Source organism: Catellatospora vulcania, assembly GCF_009720385.1.
GTDB lineage: Bacteria > Actinomycetota > Actinomycetes > Mycobacteriales > Micromonosporaceae > Catellatospora > Catellatospora vulcania.
Window position 1 is genome coordinate 1 of the sequence record NZ_WARX01000017.1, and the last position, 17,366, is coordinate 17,366.

At 71.1% G+C, this 17,366-nt stretch carries 16 protein-coding genes; 6 read left to right on the top strand and 10 right to left on the bottom strand.

Annotation, left to right across the window (positions count from 1 at the left end; all coding sequences use genetic code 11):
- Both F6W97_RS31895 and F6W97_RS31900 read left to right on the top strand, forming a co-directional pair.
- Positions 1-641 (top strand): elongation factor 1-alpha C-terminal domain-related protein (locus F6W97_RS31895; protein WP_407924628.1); only part of this gene is annotated, 641 nt, incomplete at its 5' end.
- Between the two features lie 132 nt (positions 642-773).
- Positions 774-1,034 carry a hypothetical protein gene (locus F6W97_RS31900; RefSeq protein ID WP_155374278.1) on the top strand — a complete coding sequence of 87 codons (261 nt, stop codon included), beginning with the start codon at positions 774-776 and terminating at the stop codon, positions 1,032-1,034.
- A 30-nt stretch (positions 1,035-1,064) separates the two neighbouring features.
- Here F6W97_RS31900 and F6W97_RS31905 read toward each other — a convergent pair whose 3' ends face one another.
- The 4 genes from F6W97_RS31905 to galE form a co-directional block, all read right to left on the bottom strand.
- Positions 1,065-1,508 carry a GNAT family N-acetyltransferase gene (locus F6W97_RS31905; protein WP_155374279.1) on the bottom strand — a complete coding sequence of 148 codons (444 nt, stop codon included), beginning with the start codon at positions 1,506-1,508 and terminating at the stop codon, positions 1,065-1,067.
- A complete protein-coding gene (locus F6W97_RS31910) occupies positions 1,505-2,881 on the bottom strand; it encodes an SPFH domain-containing protein (RefSeq protein WP_155374280.1) in 1,377 nt (458 codons plus the stop codon). The genes F6W97_RS31905 and F6W97_RS31910 overlap by 4 nt, the downstream gene beginning before the upstream one ends.
- Positions 2,882-3,144: 263 nt before the next feature.
- Complete coding sequence (galK, locus tag F6W97_RS31915; RefSeq protein ID WP_155374281.1) at positions 3,145-4,227, bottom strand: galactokinase; 1,083 nt, start codon at positions 4,225-4,227, stop codon at positions 3,145-3,147.
- A complete protein-coding gene (gene galE, locus F6W97_RS31920) occupies positions 4,227-5,201 on the bottom strand; it encodes a UDP-glucose 4-epimerase GalE (protein ID WP_155374282.1) in 975 nt (324 codons plus the stop codon). Before galE ends, galK begins: the two co-directional genes overlap by 1 nt.
- A 321-nt stretch (positions 5,202-5,522) precedes the next feature.
- Between galE and F6W97_RS31925 the strand changes: the two genes are divergently transcribed.
- Positions 5,523-6,416: a hemolysin family protein gene (locus F6W97_RS31925; protein ID WP_155374493.1), complete on the top strand. Its 894-nt coding sequence runs from the start codon at positions 5,523-5,525 to the stop codon at positions 6,414-6,416.
- Positions 6,417-6,601: 185 nt separating this feature from the next.
- On the opposite strand, the gene F6W97_RS40270 is transcribed toward F6W97_RS31925, so the two are convergent.
- Complete coding sequence (locus F6W97_RS40270) at positions 6,602-8,035, bottom strand: sigma-70 family RNA polymerase sigma factor (RefSeq protein ID WP_196279418.1); 1,434 nt, start codon at positions 8,033-8,035, stop codon at positions 6,602-6,604.
- A gap of 101 nt (positions 8,036-8,136) precedes the next feature.
- Between F6W97_RS40270 and trpS the strand changes: the two genes are divergently transcribed.
- Complete coding sequence (gene trpS / locus F6W97_RS31935) at positions 8,137-9,174, top strand: tryptophan--tRNA ligase (protein ID WP_155374283.1); 1,038 nt, start codon at positions 8,137-8,139, stop codon at positions 9,172-9,174.
- Positions 9,175-9,247: 73 nt separating this feature from the next.
- Positions 9,248-9,769 carry a 2'-5' RNA ligase family protein gene (locus F6W97_RS31940; RefSeq protein ID WP_155374284.1) on the top strand — a complete coding sequence of 174 codons (522 nt, stop codon included), beginning with the start codon at positions 9,248-9,250 and terminating at the stop codon, positions 9,767-9,769.
- Between the two features lie 125 nt (positions 9,770-9,894).
- On the opposite strand, the gene F6W97_RS31945 is transcribed toward F6W97_RS31940, so the two are convergent.
- The 5 genes from F6W97_RS31945 to F6W97_RS31965 all read right to left on the bottom strand — a co-directional run bounded on the left by F6W97_RS31945 (position 9,895) and on the right by F6W97_RS31965 (position 15,843).
- Entirely contained in the window at positions 9,895-10,314 is a 420-nt protein-coding gene (locus F6W97_RS31945; protein ID WP_155374285.1) for a hypothetical protein, read from the bottom strand.
- 7 nt (positions 10,315-10,321) lie between these two features.
- Positions 10,322-11,392 carry a YhjD/YihY/BrkB family envelope integrity protein gene (locus F6W97_RS31950; RefSeq protein WP_230687148.1) on the bottom strand — a complete coding sequence of 357 codons (1,071 nt, stop codon included), beginning with the start codon at positions 11,390-11,392 and terminating at the stop codon, positions 10,322-10,324.
- Positions 11,393-11,619: 227 nt separating this feature from the next.
- Positions 11,620-13,245, bottom strand: coding sequence for a glycoside hydrolase family 13 protein (locus tag F6W97_RS31955; RefSeq protein WP_155374286.1), 1,626 nt, complete (start codon positions 13,243-13,245; stop codon positions 11,620-11,622).
- A gap of 22 nt (positions 13,246-13,267) precedes the next feature.
- Complete coding sequence (locus tag F6W97_RS31960; protein ID WP_155374287.1) at positions 13,268-14,698, bottom strand: alpha-amylase; 1,431 nt, start codon at positions 14,696-14,698, stop codon at positions 13,268-13,270.
- Positions 14,699-14,826: 128 nt separating this feature from the next.
- The gene (locus F6W97_RS31965; RefSeq protein WP_120318021.1) at positions 14,827-15,843 is read right to left on the bottom strand and encodes a LacI family DNA-binding transcriptional regulator; all 1,017 of its coding nucleotides are present in this window, start codon (positions 15,841-15,843) and stop codon (positions 14,827-14,829) included.
- A 265-nt stretch (positions 15,844-16,108) separates the two neighbouring features.
- Here F6W97_RS31965 and F6W97_RS31970 point away from each other — a divergent pair, with 265 nt between their 5' ends.
- The gene (locus F6W97_RS31970; protein WP_155374288.1) at positions 16,109-17,359 is read left to right on the top strand and encodes a sugar ABC transporter substrate-binding protein; all 1,251 of its coding nucleotides are present in this window, start codon (positions 16,109-16,111) and stop codon (positions 17,357-17,359) included.
- Positions 17,360-17,366 lie beyond the last annotated feature (7 nt).

Here is a 17,366-nt window from a genome sequence, read left to right on the forward strand (position 1 = left end):
ACCTGGAACACGTGCACATCGCCTCCGACCGCAACCTCGTCGACGTCCGGTTCCCCGTCCAGTACGTCATCCGGCCCCAGTCCACGACGGTCACCGACTACCGCGGCTACGCCGGACAGGTCGCCTCCGGGATCCTCAAGCCCGGCGACGAGGTCATGGTCCTGCCCTCCGGGATGACCACGCGCATCGCCGGTATCGACACCGCCGACGGGCCCGTCGCCGAAGCGTTCCCACCCATGTCGGTGACTGTGCGGCTCGAAGACGAGATCGACATCTCCCGCGGCGACATGATCTGCCGACCGCACAACACCCCGACCCCGGCACAGGACATCGAGGCCCTCGTCTGCTGGATGGACGACAGGCCGCTGACGGTCGGCGCGAAGTACGCGGTCAAGCACACCACCCGCACGGCTCGCGCGATCGTCAAGGGCCTGCAATACCGGCTCGACGTCAACACCCTGCACCGGGACGAGACGGCCACCCAGCTCGGGCTGAACGACATCGGCCGGATCCGACTGCGCACCACGATCCCGCTGATGGCCGACGAATACCGGCGGAACCGCACCACCGGCGGGTTCATCATCATCGACGAGGCCACCAACCGCACCGTCGCCGCCGGCATGATCATCGAAGCCGCCTGACCACTCGGTCGGCGGCTGAAGATCGCCGTTTCGTGTCATGAGCTGGGGTCACACCCCACGAAGTGACACGAGACGGCGATCTTCGCTTTTCCGGGTCAGCGCGGGGACGTGAGGGCTGGTCAGGGTACGTGAGTGGCCAAGTTGAAGGTGAGCAACGAGACCAGCGCCATGCAGTGCATGTTCGTGGAACCCTGGGGAACAGATCACTGGCTGCTGCCGGGGCAGACGCTGACGGTCGTCACCGAGCAGGAGCTCGAAGAGGCCCCGTTCAGCGTGGCCGTGCACGACCAGGGCATCAGCGTCATGTGCGAGTCGGCCTACTCTGCTGAGGTCTACGACGCCTTCGGCGAAGCTCCCTGCGGCTACCAGCGCCCGGAACATCCTGGCTGGTGAACCTCAGGGTCATAAGCCTGAGCCTCAGGGTCATAAGCCGAGGTTGAGCGACACGTACCCGTCGACGGGCGCGAAGCCCAGACCGGCGTACAGGGCCAGGGCGGCGGTGTTGGCGGTCTCCGTCTGGAGTGCCACGCGCCGGGCCCCGACGGCACGGGCCTGTGACACCGTCTCGGTCAGCAGCGCCCGGGCGTGACCGCGGCCCCGGTGCGCCGGCGGCACGTACAGGTCGCGGATCATCCAGAACGTGCCGAGTGTGAGCGAGGCGGGCACCACCAACGCCGTGAGCAGGCCGCATGGACGCCCCTCCGCGAAGGCCGCGCTGATCCGCAAACCTGACGACGTCGCCTGGTCCTGGAGCCACTGCCGGGTCGCGCCGTACCCCCGCTGCTGCCCGTAGTGCGCGCGGTAGTCGTCGAACAGCTCCGCCACCGCGCCGAAGGCGGCGTCGGACGGGCTCACCCAGGCGATCATTCGCGCGACGATACCGCCGAGCGGATCGCGGTGACCGCGGCGGCCAGCTCGGCGACGATCCCGGACAGGCTGCCGCCGTCGGCCCCGGACAGGTTGACCGTACGCAGCTCGTCCGGCTTGGGCAGCTTGGCGACGATCTCCGGAAGCCGTGCGATCAGCTCGGCCTGCACCGCCTCGGGTGAGCGCCCGTTGGCGATGTCCTGGCTGACCCGGTCGCGCTCCAGCCCCAGCAGGGCGGCGGCGTGCGACTGATCGGCGCGGTCGCGGGCGACGGCCAGTTCGTGGTCCAGGGTGAGGCGCTGCAGCGTCTGCTCCAGCTCCAGGCGCAGCCGGCGCATCTCGGTCTCCTGAGCGTGCCGCTGCTGCTCCAGCTCCAGCTCGTGCAGGGTGGTCTCGCTGGCCTGGCTGGCCAGCGCGCGGGCGTCGGCCTGCTCGCGCTCGCCCCGGCGCAGCCGCTCGGCGGCGTCCCGGTCGAACGCGGCGGCGTTGTTGCGGGCCTTGAGGTCGGCGAGTTCGCGGTCGTTCTCCAGGCGCTGCAACTGGTCCAGGCGCTGGGAGGCCAGTTCCCGGCCGGTGATGATCTCCTGGGCGCCGAGTTCCGCGAGCCGGGCGAGCTGGCCCTGCTCGGAGCGGAACGGTTTCTGCAGGTTCTCCCAGAGCCGGGCGGAGGTGACCACCGCCTCCTTGATCTGGACGGTGACGATGCGCAGGCCGAGGCCGGTGTCGCTGTCGCCGGCGCCTTCGGCGACGCCGCGCAGCCGGGCGGTCAGCTCCTCGATGATGGGCTGCTTGTCGCTGAGCACCTCGTGCACGCTCATGGTGGCGACCTTGTCCTTGATCGCCGCTTCGGCCTGCTCCTTGAGCTGGAGGTTGACCAGGCGCATCGGGTCGGAGGCGTCGCCGAAGTCGAGCTTGCGGTAGGCGGTGGCGATGTCCTGGACGATCCACTGGACGTACGCCTGGACGAGCACACCCTGCAGTTCGCGGCAGATGCAGAAGGCGTTGAGCAGGATGGTCTGCATGGTGCCGGGCACCACCAGGTAGGAGTCGGTGGCCGACCGGTACCGGAAGGACGTGCCGAGGCCCAGGTGCAGGGGCTTGTCGCGGCCGCGCCGGGTGTGCACGACGAAGGCGTTCGGCGGGACCAGGACGGTCTTCCACGGGCCGAAGCCGGTGACGCGTACGTCGACGGCGGTGGGCGGGGTGGTGGCCGCGTCGGCGGCGCTGCGCCGGGCCCGGTTGCTGGTGTCGCCGCCACCGCCGGGTGCCGGGGCCTGGGCCGGGGAGGCCTTCTTGACCCGCAGGTCCTGCTCGAGCTGTGCCGACTGGGCCACGACCTGGTCGAGGTAGACGTTGCGTTCCGCGGAAGCCATGCGCGGCATCCTGCCGCATGCCCGCAAGACCGTCCACTGTGGTGTCGGGAAGGGAACCGTCGGCGCCGGGAGGATTGCCGTGGCCGGTCCGTGTCGACGGGAGCGCGCCCCACGCGGACGGTTGCTCGCGGGGCGGCGCGGCACGCCCGTGTGTGCCGGAAGCCTCCGGCCGCTGCCGTGACCAGGGCTCCTGCGCTGACCGCGTTAAGAAGGGCACCTTCTATAACGCGGAGCGTTAAGAAGGTGCCCTTCCTTTGACTTTGTCAGGAGAGGCGGTGGGCGCCGGGGGAGGGGAGAGCGAGGAAGGTGGCGGGCGGGTTGAAGCCGCGGGTGGCGAAGGCGGTGGTGACGGCTTCGGCCACGGTGGCGGCCTTTTCGGCTTCGACCAGGGCCAGGACGCAGCCGCCGAAGCCGCCGCCGGTCATCCGGGCGCCGTACGCGCCGGCGGCCAGGGCCGTCTCGACGGCTTCGTCCACTTCGGGCACCGTGATCTCGAAGTCGTCGCGCATCGAGGCGTGCGACGCGGTCATCAGGGGGCCGATCTCGCGCAGGCGGCCCTCGCGGAGCAGGGCGATGGTGTCGAGGACGCGGGCGTTCTCGGTGACCACGTGGCGGGCGCGGCGGAACAGCAGATCGTCGTCGAGCCGGGTCAGGTCGTCGAGGGTGGCGTCGCGCAGCGCGGGGACGCCGAGCAGTTCGGCGGCCCGCTCGCAGGCGGCGCGGCGGGCGGCGTACTCGCCGTCGACGAGCTGGTGCGGGGCGCGGCTGTCGATGACGAGGATGGCCAGGCCCTGACCGGCCAGGTCGAGCGGGACGTGCTCGGTGGCCATGCTGCGGCAGTCGAGGAACAGCGCGTGCCCCTCGCGGCACAGCGTCGAGGCCGACTGGTCCATCACCCCGCAGGGCACGCCGACGTACACGTTCTCGGCCCGCTGGGCCAGCAGCGGCCGCTGCTCCAGCGGAATGTCGAGGCCGCCGAGGTCGGCCAGCGCCGACAGCACCGCGCATTCGAGGGCCGCCGACGAGGACAGCCCGGCCCCGCCGGGCACGTCGGAGTCGACGGACAGCCGCGCGCCCGGCACCTCGTGGCCTGCCTCGCGCAGCACCCAGACCACGGCGGCGACATACGCGGCCCAGCCGGTGACCGGCTCGGACAGGTCGAAGGTGACCGTCTCACCGGTCAGCGTCGACGTGACGGTCCACTCGGGACGGTCCAGCCGGGTCGCCGTCACGACGGTGCGCTGCGGCAGCGCGAACGGCAGCACGAAGCCGTCGCAGTAGTCGGTGTGCTCGCCGATCAGGTTGATCCGGCCCGGCGCGGCCCATACGCCCTGGTCGACGGTCATCACAGGCCGCTCTGGAAGAAGGTCCAGGCGTCGGCGACGATGTCGCGCAGGTCGGTCTTCACCGGCGTCCAGCCCAGCTCGGACTTGGCCTTCGCCGACGAGGCGACCAGCTCGGCCGGGTCGCCGGGACGGCGCGGGGCCATCTCGACCGGCAGCGGGTGCCCGGTGACCTCGCGCACCGCGTCGACGACCTGCTTGCAGGAGAAGCCGGTGCCGTTGCCCAGGTTGTAGACGCGGTGCTCGCCGGGGCGGGCCGCCTCCAGCGCCAGCAAGTGGGCCTGGGCCAGGTCGCCGACGTGGATGTAGTCGCGGATGCAGGTGCCGTCCGGGGTCGGGTAGTCGTCGCCGAAGATGGCGAGCTTGTCCCGCTGCCCGGCGGCGACCTGCAGCGCGATCGGGATCAGGTGGGTCTCCGGGTCGTGCCGCTCGCCGATCATCGAGCCGTCCGGCAGCACCAGCGCGCCGGCCACGTTGAAGTAGCGCAGGCTGACCGCGGCCAGCTCGTACGCGTGCGCCTCGGAGGCGATGGCCATGTCGACGGCGAGCTTGGTCGCGCCGTAGGTGTTGACCGGCTTGGTGATCGCGGTCTCGGTCAGCGGCAGCTCGGACGGGTCGCCGTAGGTGGCGGCGGTGGAGGAGAACACCAGGCGCTTGACCCCGGCCGCGCGCATCGCGTTGAGCAGCGCCAGCGAGCCGAGGGTGTTGTTGTCCCAGTGCAGTTCGGGCTGCGACATCGACTCGCCGGCCGAGATCAGGCCGGCGAAGTGCAGCACCGCGTCGAACCCGGCGTCGGGGGTGAGCACGGTGGCGGCGTCGTGGATGCGCGCCTGGACGAAGCGGGCGCCCGCGGGCACCTGGGTCGCGTCGTTGCGGGACAGGTCGTCGAGCACGACGACCTCGTGGCCGGCGTCGACGAGCAGCCGCGCAACGGCGCTGCCGACGTATCCGGCGCCCCCGGTGACCAGTACCTTCATGTAAGACGCTCCTCGAACTGCTGGTGCGGGCCAGCCTAGCCCGCGCCGTGGCGGTCGTGTCGTATCGCTATCTCATCACATTCAAACATAAAGCAACAGGCTCCAACGTCCCCGGTGGGCTGTCGGCCCCCCGTCAGGCTGCCGCGAAATCCCGGAAATCGCGGTCCCCCACCTGCCTGTGCCGCTCGTCATGCGAGAACGGTTATCCGGGAACGCTAATATGCGCCCATGTCCGTGCCCCGGCAGAACACCCCCCGCCAGCGGGATACCCATGGCCGCGAGCCGCGCCGCCGGGAGCCCCGGTTACGTCCGCCCGGGCGGATGGCCCGTGCCGTGGCACCGGCCATCGTACGGGCCGCCGACGCGCTGACGCGCTGGACGAGCCGCGTGCTGGGAGTCGAGGCGACCGCGGGGCGCGAGCGGATCACCGAGGCCCAGCTGCGGGAGCTGATCGCCGTGAACACGGCGCTCGACCCGGAGGAGCGGCACATCATCAGCAAGGCGCTGTCGCGCTCGGCGGCCACGCTGCGCGAGGTGATGGTGCCGCGTACCGAGGTGTGGTTCCTCGCGGTGGAGATGACCGTCGCGGAGGCGATCGCCGAGGCCCGCGAGGCCGGGCACACCCGGCTGCCGGTCACCGACGGCAGCCATGACGACGTGGTGGGCTTCGTCCACCTGCGGGACCTGCTCTGGGACGAGCGGCCGGACCGGCCGGTGCGCGAGCTGTCCCGGGAGATCAAGCGGCTGCCCGCCAGCAAACCGGTGCTCGCCGCCCTGTCGGAGATGCGGCGTGAGCGGCACACCATCGCCGTCGTCGTCGACGAGTACGGCGGCACCGCGGGCATCGTCACCCTCGAGGACCTGATCGAGGAGCTGGTCGGGGAGATCCACGACGAGTACGACGACACCCCCGCCGCGCACGCCCCGGGCGGCCCCATGCCGGACGAGGTCGACGGCATGCTCAACCTCGCCGACTTCGCCGAGCGCACCGGCATCACGCTGCCCGCCGGGCCGTACGAGACGGTGGGCGGGTTCCTGATGAGCGCGCTCGGCCGGCTGCCCGCGGCCGGGGACAGCGCCATGGTGGAGGCGTACCAGCTGACCGTGCTCGCCCTGGACGGCCGCCGCGTCGCCCGCGTCCGGCTCACCCCGGTGGACCCGGCCCCGGTGGAGCCGATCCCCGTGGACCCGGCCCCGTTACCCGACCCGGCCTGACCGGCCGCCTGCTGGCCGCTGCCCGCTGATGATCGCTGTTTCAGGTCGGAAAGTGGAGTCGGAGCACACTTTCTGACCCGAAACGGCGATCATCGCCGAAGCGCATGTTGGGAAGGGCACCTTCTTCTACGTATAGCGATGGGAAGGTGCCCTTCCTTCGGCGCGGTGGGTGGGCCGAGGGGCGGTCAGCGGATGGGGAGTTTGTGCCAGTACTGGCCGTCGGTGGATACGGCCACCCAGCCCGCGCGGAACAGGTCCAGCGCGACGTAGCCGTCGGAGGTGGCGCGCAGCTCGCCGACCGTCGGCAGGGTGCCACCCGCGGGGGTGAACGTGGCGCCCAGGTCGCCGCTGACGTAGAACCGGCTCTCCGGCCCGGCCACCAGGATGCGGCCGTCGGGCAGGTGGACCGGCTCGCCGACGGGGGCGAAGCCCGCCCCGGCGGAGACGCGGACCGGCACGCGGCCCGCGTACACGGCGATGATCTTGTTGTTCTTCAGGGCGAACGCCAGCACGTCCTCACCGCGCAGGGTGGCCGTGACCCGGTCGGCGCCCGCCGAGCCGGGCAGGGGGTGCCGCTGCCACGACTTCCCGTCGCTGGTCGAGGCGAGGTAGGCCGTGCCGCCGTCGAGGCCGCCCGCCCAGGCGAGGCCGGACGGGGTGCGCCCGCGTGCGGCCCAGGTGACCGTGAACCCGGGGTCGCCGGGCGGGACCGGCGGCTTCGCGCCGCCATCGGTGACGATCTGCCAGGTCTGGCCGCCGTCGCCGGTACGGGCGAAAGTCGGTCTGCAGCTCGGCAGCTCCCGGCTGGAGCACGCGGCGCGCAGCCAGCCCGCCCCGCCGGCCAGCTCGAACTCGGTGATGGAGCCGGGTACGTCCGGGGCGGTGGCGGGGTTGAAGATGCCGTCGATGACCAGGCCGGATCCGGAGCCTGAGCCCGAGTACACGGGTGCGGGCGGGGCGGTGACGGCGGCGCTGGGCGAGGTGGCGGTCTGGTCCGGCGGCAGCTGCGGCCGCCAGGGCTGGAACACCCCCACGGTGGCGATCAGCAGGACCGCGGCGGCGCTCGCGGCCTGCGCCGTACGGCGGCGGGCCTTGATCTTGCCGGCGCGGACCCGCACCTGCTCCAGCGGCGGCGCCTCGACGTCGTCGAGCAGCCCGCGCAGCGCGTCCCGGCCCCGGGAGAGCCGCGACTTGACCGTGCCCACGGGGACCTCCAGCAGTTCGGCGACCTCGTCCAGGGGCAGATCGGCGAGGTAGTGCAGCACGACGACCTCGCGGTACCGGCTCGGGATGGCAGCCAGCGCCGCGCGCAGATCGGTGTTGTCGGGCTCCGGCGCGGCCGCGGTCACCCGGGTCAGCGGCCGCTCCCGCAGCAGGATGGTGTCCAGCAGCTGGCGACGACGCCAGCGGCGGCGCACCACGTTGATGGCGACGGTACGCAGCCAGGCCTCCGGCGCGTCCACATCGCTCAGGCCGTGCCGCCGCGCCAGCGCGCGGGCGAACGCCTCCTGGACGGCGTCCTGCGCCTCGGTCAGGTCCGTGGTGAACGCGTAGACCTGCGCCACCAGCCGGCGGTACCCGGCGTGGTACAGCTCACCCAGCTCGTCCTGCGCGGTCATGGTCTCCCCGGTCCGTTGTCTCGGCGACTCTAGTGAGTCCCGCCACCGGCTGCCGGTTCCCAGGTTCGTGGACGGATCATCCGGGTGGGAGAATGGCCCCCATGTCCTTCGACGCGACCCAGCACAGCAAGCCCCGGGTGCTCTCCGGGATCCAGCCGACCGGCGGCTCATACCACCTGGGCAACTACCTGGGCGCAGTGCGCAACTGGGTGGGCATGCAGGAGACGCACGACGCGTTCTACTGCGTGGTCGACCTGCACGCGATCACCGCCGGGCACGACCCGAAGCTGCTGCGCGAGCGCACCCGGGTCAGCGTGGCGCAGCTGCTGGCCGTCGGGCTCGACCCGGCCCGCTGCACGATCTTCGTGCAGTCGCACGTGCCCGAGCACGCGCAGCTGGGCTGGGTGATGAGCTGCATCACCGGCTTCGGCGAGGCCAGCCGGATGACCCAGTTCAAGGACAAGTCGAGCAAGCAGGGGGCGGAGCGGTCCAGCGTGGGCCTGTTCACCTACCCGATCCTGCAGGCCGCCGACATCCTGCTCTACCAGGCCGACTCGGTGCCGGTCGGCGAGGACCAGCGCCAGCACCTGGAGCTGACCCGGGACCTGGCGGGGCGCTTCAACACGCTGTTCGGCAAGACCTTCACGCTGCCGCAGCCGCACATCGTGAAGGAGACCGCCAAGATCCTCGACCTGCAGGACCCGAGCGCGAAGATGTCGAAGTCGGCGTCGACCACGAACGGCCTGATCGAGCTGCTGGAACCGCCCGCGAAGATCGCCAAGAAGATCAAGTCGGCGGTCACCGACACCGGCCGCGACATCATCTTCGACCCCGAGGCCAAGGCGGGCGTGAGCAACCTGCTGACCATCTACTCCGCGCTGGCCGGCCGCCCGATCCCCGAGCTGGTCGAGGCATACGCCGGCAAGGGGTACGGTGACCTCAAGAAGGACCTCGCCGAGGTGGTGGTGGAGTTCGTGACGCCGTTCCAGCAGCGGACACAGGAGTACCTCGACGACCCCGCGCAACTGGACAAACTGCTGGTCATCGGTGCCGAGAAGGCCCGTACCGTCTCGGTGCGGACGCTGGCTACGGTTTACGACAAGATCGGGTTCCTGCCGGCGGCAGCCGGCAGGAACTAGCCGGCACAGGTTGGCGCCGGCAGGTTGGAGTCAGTCTGGCGCCGCAGGCGCCAGGCGAATTTTGGAGGCGTCGGTGGAACGCACCATCGGTATCGCGATCGGCATCCCGCAACCGTGGGGTGCCGAACTCGACGCGGCCCGCGCGTCCACCGGCGACCCGCTCGCGGCGCTGATCCCCTCGCACGTCACGCTTCTCGGCCCGACCATGCTGCCGGTCTCCGCCGACCTGGACCGCCGTATGGACGAGCTGCTGCTGAGCGTGGCTGAGCGGAACGCGCCGTTCTCCATCCAGCTGCGCGGCACCGGCACCTTCCGCCCGGTCAGCCAGGTGGTGTTCGTGGCGCTCGCGACGGGGATCGGGGAGTGCGAGCAGTTGGCGGGCGCGATCCGCACCGGTCCGCTGGCCCGCGACCTGGCGCACCCGTACCACCCGCACGTCACCATCGGCCACGACGTGCCGGAACCGGCCCTCGACGACGTCTTCGACCGCATGGCCGACTACTCGGCCCGCTTCGACGTGGACCACTTCACCCGCTACGAACACAACGGCAGCGGCAGCTGGCAGCCCATCCGCGCCTACCCGCTGCGCGGCTGACCCCCGCACCCGCGCGGCGCTTCCCCCACCAAGATCGTTTGCAGTTTCGGGGAAACTGTGCGAAACGAGGTCATCGTTCGCGCAGTTTCCCCGAAAGTGCAGAGCTGGACCCGCCTGGTGGTGGGTCAGGGGGCGGTGAGGCGGGCGCCGATACGGGCGAAGCCCGCTTTGAGCTCGTCGGCGCTCGGGGCTTCGACCACGTGGTCGTCATGGTCGTGGTCATGGTCGTGTTCGTCGTCGTCCGTGTCGTCGTCGAGCACGTCGTCGATCTCGTCGGCCTCCTGCGCGGCCAGGTCCTGCGCGTTGGCGATCTCCGCGCGGATCTGTTCGAGCGAGGTGGCCGGCAGCAGCGGTTCGACGACCGCCATCAGGTCCTCGTCGGCGACGACGTGCTGCGCGAGCGCGAGCGCGTGCGGGCGCTCATACGGCCCGCACACCACCGGCTCCCACTCCTCGTCGTCGTCGAGCGGCCCGAAGGTGATGATCCAGGGAAGGTCGAGCTGCGGCGCTCCGGCCGGCAGCTCCAAAGTCACGAGTGCACCCACGCGACCATCATCGAGCTTCGCGATGCTTTTCGGGGGTGTTCGGCGTATCCGGCGCGTCGGAGTCGTCCGGCGCCTCCTGCCGGGCGGCCCGTTCCGCGGCGTCGTCCGCGGTCTCCGCCGCCACGGCTTCCGCCTCGGCCCTGGCGATGTCGCCGGGCGGCACCCACTCCAGGTGGTGCTTGCGCGGGCGGCCCCAGGCCAGGTCGAACACCTTGCCGTTGGGGGAGGTGGCCGCGTAGGAGACCGCCCAGAGCACGATCTGGTTGAACAGGTACAGGTACAACAGCAGACCGACGGACGCGGCCACCGCGACGTAGGCCGGGTTGTTCTCGGTGCGCTGGACGAAGTACCTGCCGAACTCGTTGAGCAGGGTGAAGCCCACCCCGATGATGCCGATCGCGGGCAGCAGCCGCCGGGGCGTCATGTGCACCCGCGGCAGCACCGTGACCAGCGCGAATCCGATCATCGCGTTGACCAGGACCGCCACCGCGTACGACGTCACCTTCAGCCAGAACGCGCCGCTGGTGCCCGGGATGAGGTCGAACAGGGTGGCCAGGCCGTCGATCGCGGTCAGCGAGACGCCCATCAGCAGGCCCAGCGCGAGCAGCATGCCGAAGTCGGTCAGCCGCAGCACGAGGAAGTTGCCCGGGTGCTGGTCCAGCCCCCAGATCGCGCGCTGCGACGAGCGCCAGGCGTCCACCCAGCCGATCCCGGCCAGCACCAGGCTGATCAGACCGACGGTGCCGATGGAGCCGGCCGCGGTGCGCAGCTGCTCGGTGTTCATCGCCGGGAAGTAGTTGGTGAGGAACCGGTCGACCTCGGCCACCAGTTCGGCGTCCCCGGAGAAGACCTTGACCAGCACCGCGTACGCCACCATGGCCAGTGCGAACGCGGCGAAGAAGGCGTAGTAGGCGATGGCCGCGGCCAGCCGCCCGGCGAGCACGTCGGCGTAGCGCTCCTTCATCCGCCACAGGTGGTCGAATGCGGCGGACCGCTTGCGAGCCCGGTCCACCATCGCGTCATAACGGGCGCCGACGTCCTCGGTCATCCGCTGCACCCAACCCACCACAGCCACCACCCCCTCATCCTCCCCGACCCGCACCCCCCCCCCCCCCCCCCCGCCGGGGGCCGCGCCCCCCCCCCCCCCCCCCCCCCCCCCCCCCCCCCCCCCCCCACCCCCCCCCCCCCCCCCCCCCCCCCCTCCCCCTAAATATTCTACCGCTGGCCTCTGCGCCCCCGCCCCCCCCCCCGCGACTCTTTAAGACTTGCGGTCTGGGTCCGGCCGGGCGGCCGGGCGGTTCAGGGTCAGGTGGTGAGCCAGATGGTGGTGTCGGGGGGGAGGTGGCCGTCGGGGTGGAGGGGGCCGCTGGACAGGAGGATGTCGCCGGTCAGGTTCAGTTCGGCGAGGTCGACGGCGCGGTCGGCGATGTTGACGACGACCACGACGCCGGGGTCGCGGCTGAAGGCGAGCACACCCTCGGGTGCGTCCAGCCAGGTCACCGTGCCGCCGCCGAGCGCGGGCAGCTCCTTGCGCAGGCGCAGGGCCGCCCGGTAGAAGTTCAGCGTCGAGTCCGGGTCGGACTCCTGCGCCTGGGCGGTCAGCGCCTCCCACTTCGCGGGCTGCGGCAGCCACGGCGTGCCCAGGCCGTCCGGGTTGAACCGGAAGCCCTCGGCCGCCGTGCCGCCCCAGGGCAGCGGCACCCGGCAGCCGTCGCGGCTCTCCCCGGTACGCAGGAACGACGGGTCCTCGCGCAGCTCGTCGGGCAGGTCGAGGACCTCGTTGAGACCCAGCTCCTCGCCGTTGTAGAGGTACGCCGAGCCCGGCAGGGCCAGCATCAGCAGGGTGGCGGCGCGGGCCCGGCGCAGGCCGAGATCGCCGTCGCCGTACCGGGTGACGTGGCGGAATTTGTCGTGGTTGGACAGCACCCAGGTGGTCGGGGCGCCGACCAGGGCAGCCTCGGCCAGCGACTTGTCGATGATGGCGCGGAACGACGCCGGGTCGAAGTCGGCCATCATGAAGTCGAAGTTGAAGGCCTGGTGCAGCTCGTCGGGGCCGATGTAGCGGGCCAGCCGCTCCGCGGACTCCACCCACGCCTCGGCCACGGCCATCCGGCCGCCCGGGTACTCGTCCAGGATGGGCCGCCACTCGCGGTAGATGTCGTGCACGCCGTCCTGGTCGAAGTACGGCAGGCGCTCGCTGCCCAGCATCTCGACCTGGCGGCCGCCGTCGTCGGACGAGCGTCCGACCGAGGGCAGCCCGGCCTCCTTGATCATGCCGTGGGCGACGTCGATGCGGAACCCGTCCACGCCCCGGTCCAGCCAGAACCGCAGCACGTCGCGGAACTCCGCGCGCACCTCGGGGTTCTCCCAGTTCAGGTCGGGCTGCTCGGGGGCGAACAGGTGCAGGTACCACTGGCCGTCGGGCACCCGGGTCCAGGCCCGGCCGCCGAAGATGGACTCCCAGTCGTTGGGCGGCAGCTCGCCGCTCTCGCCCTTGCCCTCGCGGAACATGTACCGCTCGCGCTCGGCCGAGCCGGGGGCTGCCGCCAGCGCCTCCTGGAACCAGGCGTGCTGGTCCGAGGAGTGGTTGGGGACCAGGTCGACGATGATCCGGATGCCCAGCGCGTGGGCGTCCTTCATCATGTCGTCGAAGTCGGACAGCGTGCCGAACCGCGGGTCCACGTCGCGGTAGTCGGCGACGTCGTAACCGCCGTCGGCCAGTGGCGACGTGTAGAACGGGCTCAGCCAGACCGCGTCGATGCCGAGCTCGCGCAGGTACGGCAGCTTGCCGCGCACGCCCTGCAGATCGCCGGTGCCGTCACCGTCGGCGTCGGCGAAGCTGCGCGGGTAGATCTGGTAGACGACGGCGTCGCGCCACCAGTCGTCGTTTGCCTGCGTGGTCACTGGCAGTCCTTTCCAAGGGTGGCGCATGAGCGGTTGCGCGGTCTGTCGGTCATGAGGGGAGCAGGGCCGCGGCCGTCGTGGCCGGGACGGTCAGGGTGAGCCGGCCGGCGCCGTCCACGTCGGCGGTCTGCCCGGAGACCACGTCGCGGTAGCGGCCGGCCGGCAGGCCGGTCTCGAAGGTGCGGGTCATCGGCGTCGGCGCACGATTCACCACGAAGTATCCGCTGCCCCGGGCGAAGGCCAGCGCGTCGCCCTGCGCCCACCAGGCGGTGACCGGGGCGTCGCCGACCGCTTCGCGCCAGGACAGCAGTGCCCGGACCGCGGGCAGCCGGTGCTCGCAGACGAACGCCTTGCCGTCGCAGACCACGGACCGGGTGCGGCCGGCGGCGTCGGCGGGCGGGCCGTCGTCGAAGCCGTCGTACGCGAAGCTGCTCATCACCAGCGGGGTGCCGTAGGGCCAGGCCAGCATGAACTGGACGGCGAGGGTGTGCAGCGGGCCGTCGGCGTGGGTGAGCGTGCTGCCGTTGCGCTGCGAGTCGTGGCTGTCGACGTACACCACGGAGCCTGTGGAGGGCAGCAGGTCGGTGAACGGGGAGCCGGTCTGCGCGCCGAGGTCGGCCAGCGAGGTCAGCGTGCCGTTGCGGAAGGCCCGGCTCACCGTGTCGGCGTAACGGGGCTCCAGGGTGGCGCCGAGGTCGCGGTACTCGGTGGGCTGGATCGGCTCGGTGGGGCTGTAGAGCACCTCGGACCAGACCACGGCGGGGCGGTCGAGCAGGTCGAGGATCGCGCGCAGGTCGGCGGCGGGCAGGTGCTTGGCCGCGTCGATCCGGAACCCGTCGACCCCGAGCGACAGCAGGTCGTTCAGGTACGCCGCCAGGCGCGAGCGCACGGGCTCGGTCTCCGTGGCGAGGTCGGCGAGGCCGAGCAGTTCGCACTGCTGCACCTGGTCGCGGTCGCCGTAGTCCTGCACGGCGCACGGCGTGTGGAAGCTGCCCGCGGGCTGGTCCGGGTAGGTGTAGTGGGTGAACGCCGTACCTGCCGAGCCGGTCCCGGCCGCCTGAGCGGTCATGTGGTTGACCACGGCGTCGGCGTAGATCTTGACGCCCGCGCGGTGGCACGTCTCGACCATCGCGGCCAGCGCCGCCCGGTCGCCGCGGCGGCTGGTCAGCGTGTACGAGACCGGCTGGTAGTCCTGCCACCACGGGTGGCCGGGCAGCACGGCGTGTTCCTGCGGTGGGGAGAGCTGCACGCCGGTGTACCCGGCCGCGGCCAGCGCGGGGCACTCTGCGGCCACGTCCGCCCAGGGCCACTGGAACAGGTGGACCAGCACCCCGGAGGGATCGTGTACGCGCTGCTCAGCGGCGGGGGAGGCCGTTGCGACCGGCTGAGAGAGCGGTTTCTCGCCGGCCGTGCCGCAGGCGCCGGAGAGCAGCACGACCGCCGCGCCGATGACGGCTGCGGCGCTGCTGCTGCGGCGCATGTTTTCCTCCAGGAGCGAGCGTCTCGCGGGCTATGAACGCCGTGAGGACCCATGAAGGATGTCGTGCAAGTTGCGCAAGAGTCAAGCAGAGGATTTCAGAAAGTTTCAATCGTCATACTGACGCAGGGTCACCCGCTGTGGGCGGCGGTGGACCCCCGAACGACCAACTCGGGCCGGAAAATGTACTCCGAGTGGGGCGCCGGGTGGCCCTTGATCTCGTCCACGAGCGCCCGGACGGCGGCCACGGCCATCGCCCGCACGGGCTGGCGCAGCGTGGTCATGGGCGGGTCGGTGAAGGCGATCAGCGGCGAGTCGTCGTAGCCGACCACCGAGACGTCCGTGGGCACCTGCAGGCCGCGCTGGCGCACCGCGCGGATCGCGCCCAGCGCCATCAGGTCCGAGCCGCAGACGAAACCGGTCACGCCCTTGTCCAGCAGGCGCGATGCGGCGGCGTCGCCGCCCTCCACGCCGAACAGGGACAGCGAGATCATCTCGTTGATCTGCGCGTCGCTGAGGTTCAGCAGGCGGCGCATGGCGGTCCGGTAGCCCTCGATCTTGCGCTGCACCGGCAGGTAGCGGTCCGGGCCGGAGATCAGGCCGATCTTCTTGTGGCCGAGCGCCACCAGGTGGGCCACGGCCAGCTCGCCGGCGGCCCGGTCGTCGCAGGAGATGAACGGCGCCTCGATGTTCTCGGCGTAGCCGTTGACCAGCACGATCGGCAGCGGGCGGGCGAGCAGTTTGCGGTAGCGCTCGGGGTCGCTGGTCGAGTCGGCGTGCAGGCCGGAGACGAAGACGATGCCGGAGACCTGCCGGTCGAGCAGCATCTCGACGTACTCGTCCTCGGTCACCCCGCCGGGGGTCTGGGTGCACAGCACCGGGGTGAAGCCCTGCTGAGCCAGGGTCGTCTCGATGATCTGGGCGAACGCCGGGAAGATCGGGTTGTCCAGCTCCGGCACCACCAGGCCGACCAGGCCCGCACTGCGCTTGCGCAGCCGGGCGGGGCGCTCGTAGCCCAGCACGTCGAGAGCGGTCAGCACGGCCTGCCGGGTGTCGGCGGAGACGCCGGGCCGGTCGTTCAGCACCCGGGAGACGGTGGCTTCGCTCACCTCCGCCTGCTGGGCGATGTCAGAGAGTCGTGCGCGCATGGCGGCACTCTAGCCGAAGACAGCCGCATGTTGATATGGGCACGTTGCAAGGTCTTCCATTGCTTGCAAAGGCTTGCTAACCTCCCGGCAACAAACTCTGTAACACCCATCACAACCCCGGCAACGGGGTGCTGTGGTGCGTCACCGATTCTGGAAGACCTTCCAGGAACGGTGATGCGTCGACCCCTCTCCGCCGCACGGGTGCGTGGATACGCCCGCGCGGCACCCCCGGGTCACCTGCGTGACCCTTCTCGAAGGAGTGCTCATGCGCATCCGTACCGCGGGTGTGATCGCCGCCGCCGGGCTGCTGATGCTCGGTGTCGCGGCTTGTGGCGGGACCAACGAGCCGGCCGCCACCCCCAGCAAGGACAAGGGCAACGGCAAGCTCGTGCTGTGGACCGACCCGACCCGGGCCCCCGTGCTCAAGCCGTTCGCCGAGGCGTTCGGCAAGGAGAACGGCGTCACGGTCGAGGTCAAGGAGATCAGCGAGAACCAGCAGCAGACCTTCATCACCGCCTCGCAGCAGGGCAGCGGCCCGGACATCATGGTCGGCGCGCACGACTGGATCGGCAACATGGTGCAGAACGGCGCCATCGACCCGGTGCAGCTGACCGCCGAGCAGAAGGCCGCCTTCCACCCGAACGCGATCAAGGCCGTGACCTTCAACGGACAGATCTACGGCGCGCCGTACGCGATGGAGAACGTGGCCCTGATCCGCAACACGGAGCTGGTGCCCACCGCCCCGGCCACGATCGAGGACCTGATCAAGACCGGCAAGGAGCTCAAGGCCGCCAAGAAGGTCCAGGAGATCCTCTGCGTGCCGTTCGGGGCGGCCGGCGACGTGTACCACACGTACCCGCTGTTCTCGGCGGCCGGCGGCTCGCTGTTCGGCACCACCGCCTCCGGTGACCCGGACCCGTCCAAGGTCACCGTGAACACCCCCGAGTCGATCGCCGCCCTGGAGAAGATGAAGGCGCTCGGCGAGAAGGGCGAGGGCGCGATCAAGACCTCGATCGGCAACGAGAACGGCATCCCGAGCTTCGTGCAGAAGAAGTGCGCGTTCCTGATCTCCGGCCCGTGGTCGATGAACGACGTCAAGAAGGCCGGCTTCGCGTACGACATCACCGCCGTCCCCGGCTTCGCGGCCGGCGGGCAGGCCAAGCCGTTCCTCGGCGTGCAGGCGTTCTACGTGGCGGCCAAGGGCAAGAGCAAGGTGCTGGCCCAGGAGTTCGTGGCCAACTACGTCACCAACAAGGACGTGGCCCTGGCGCTCTACAACGCCGACCCGCGCCCCGCGGCGCTGACCGCCGCCGCCGACGCCGTGAAGTCGCTGGACCCGAACGCCGAGAAGTTCGTGCTGGCCGGCGCCAACGGCATCCCGATGCCCGCCATCCCGGCCATGGGCGCGATCTGGGGCCCGATGGCCAACGCCGAGGTGGCGGTGGTCAAGGGCGGCGACGCCAAGACCGCGGCCGAGGCCGCCGCGAAGACCATCACCGCTGAGATCAACAAGTAGTCCTGCC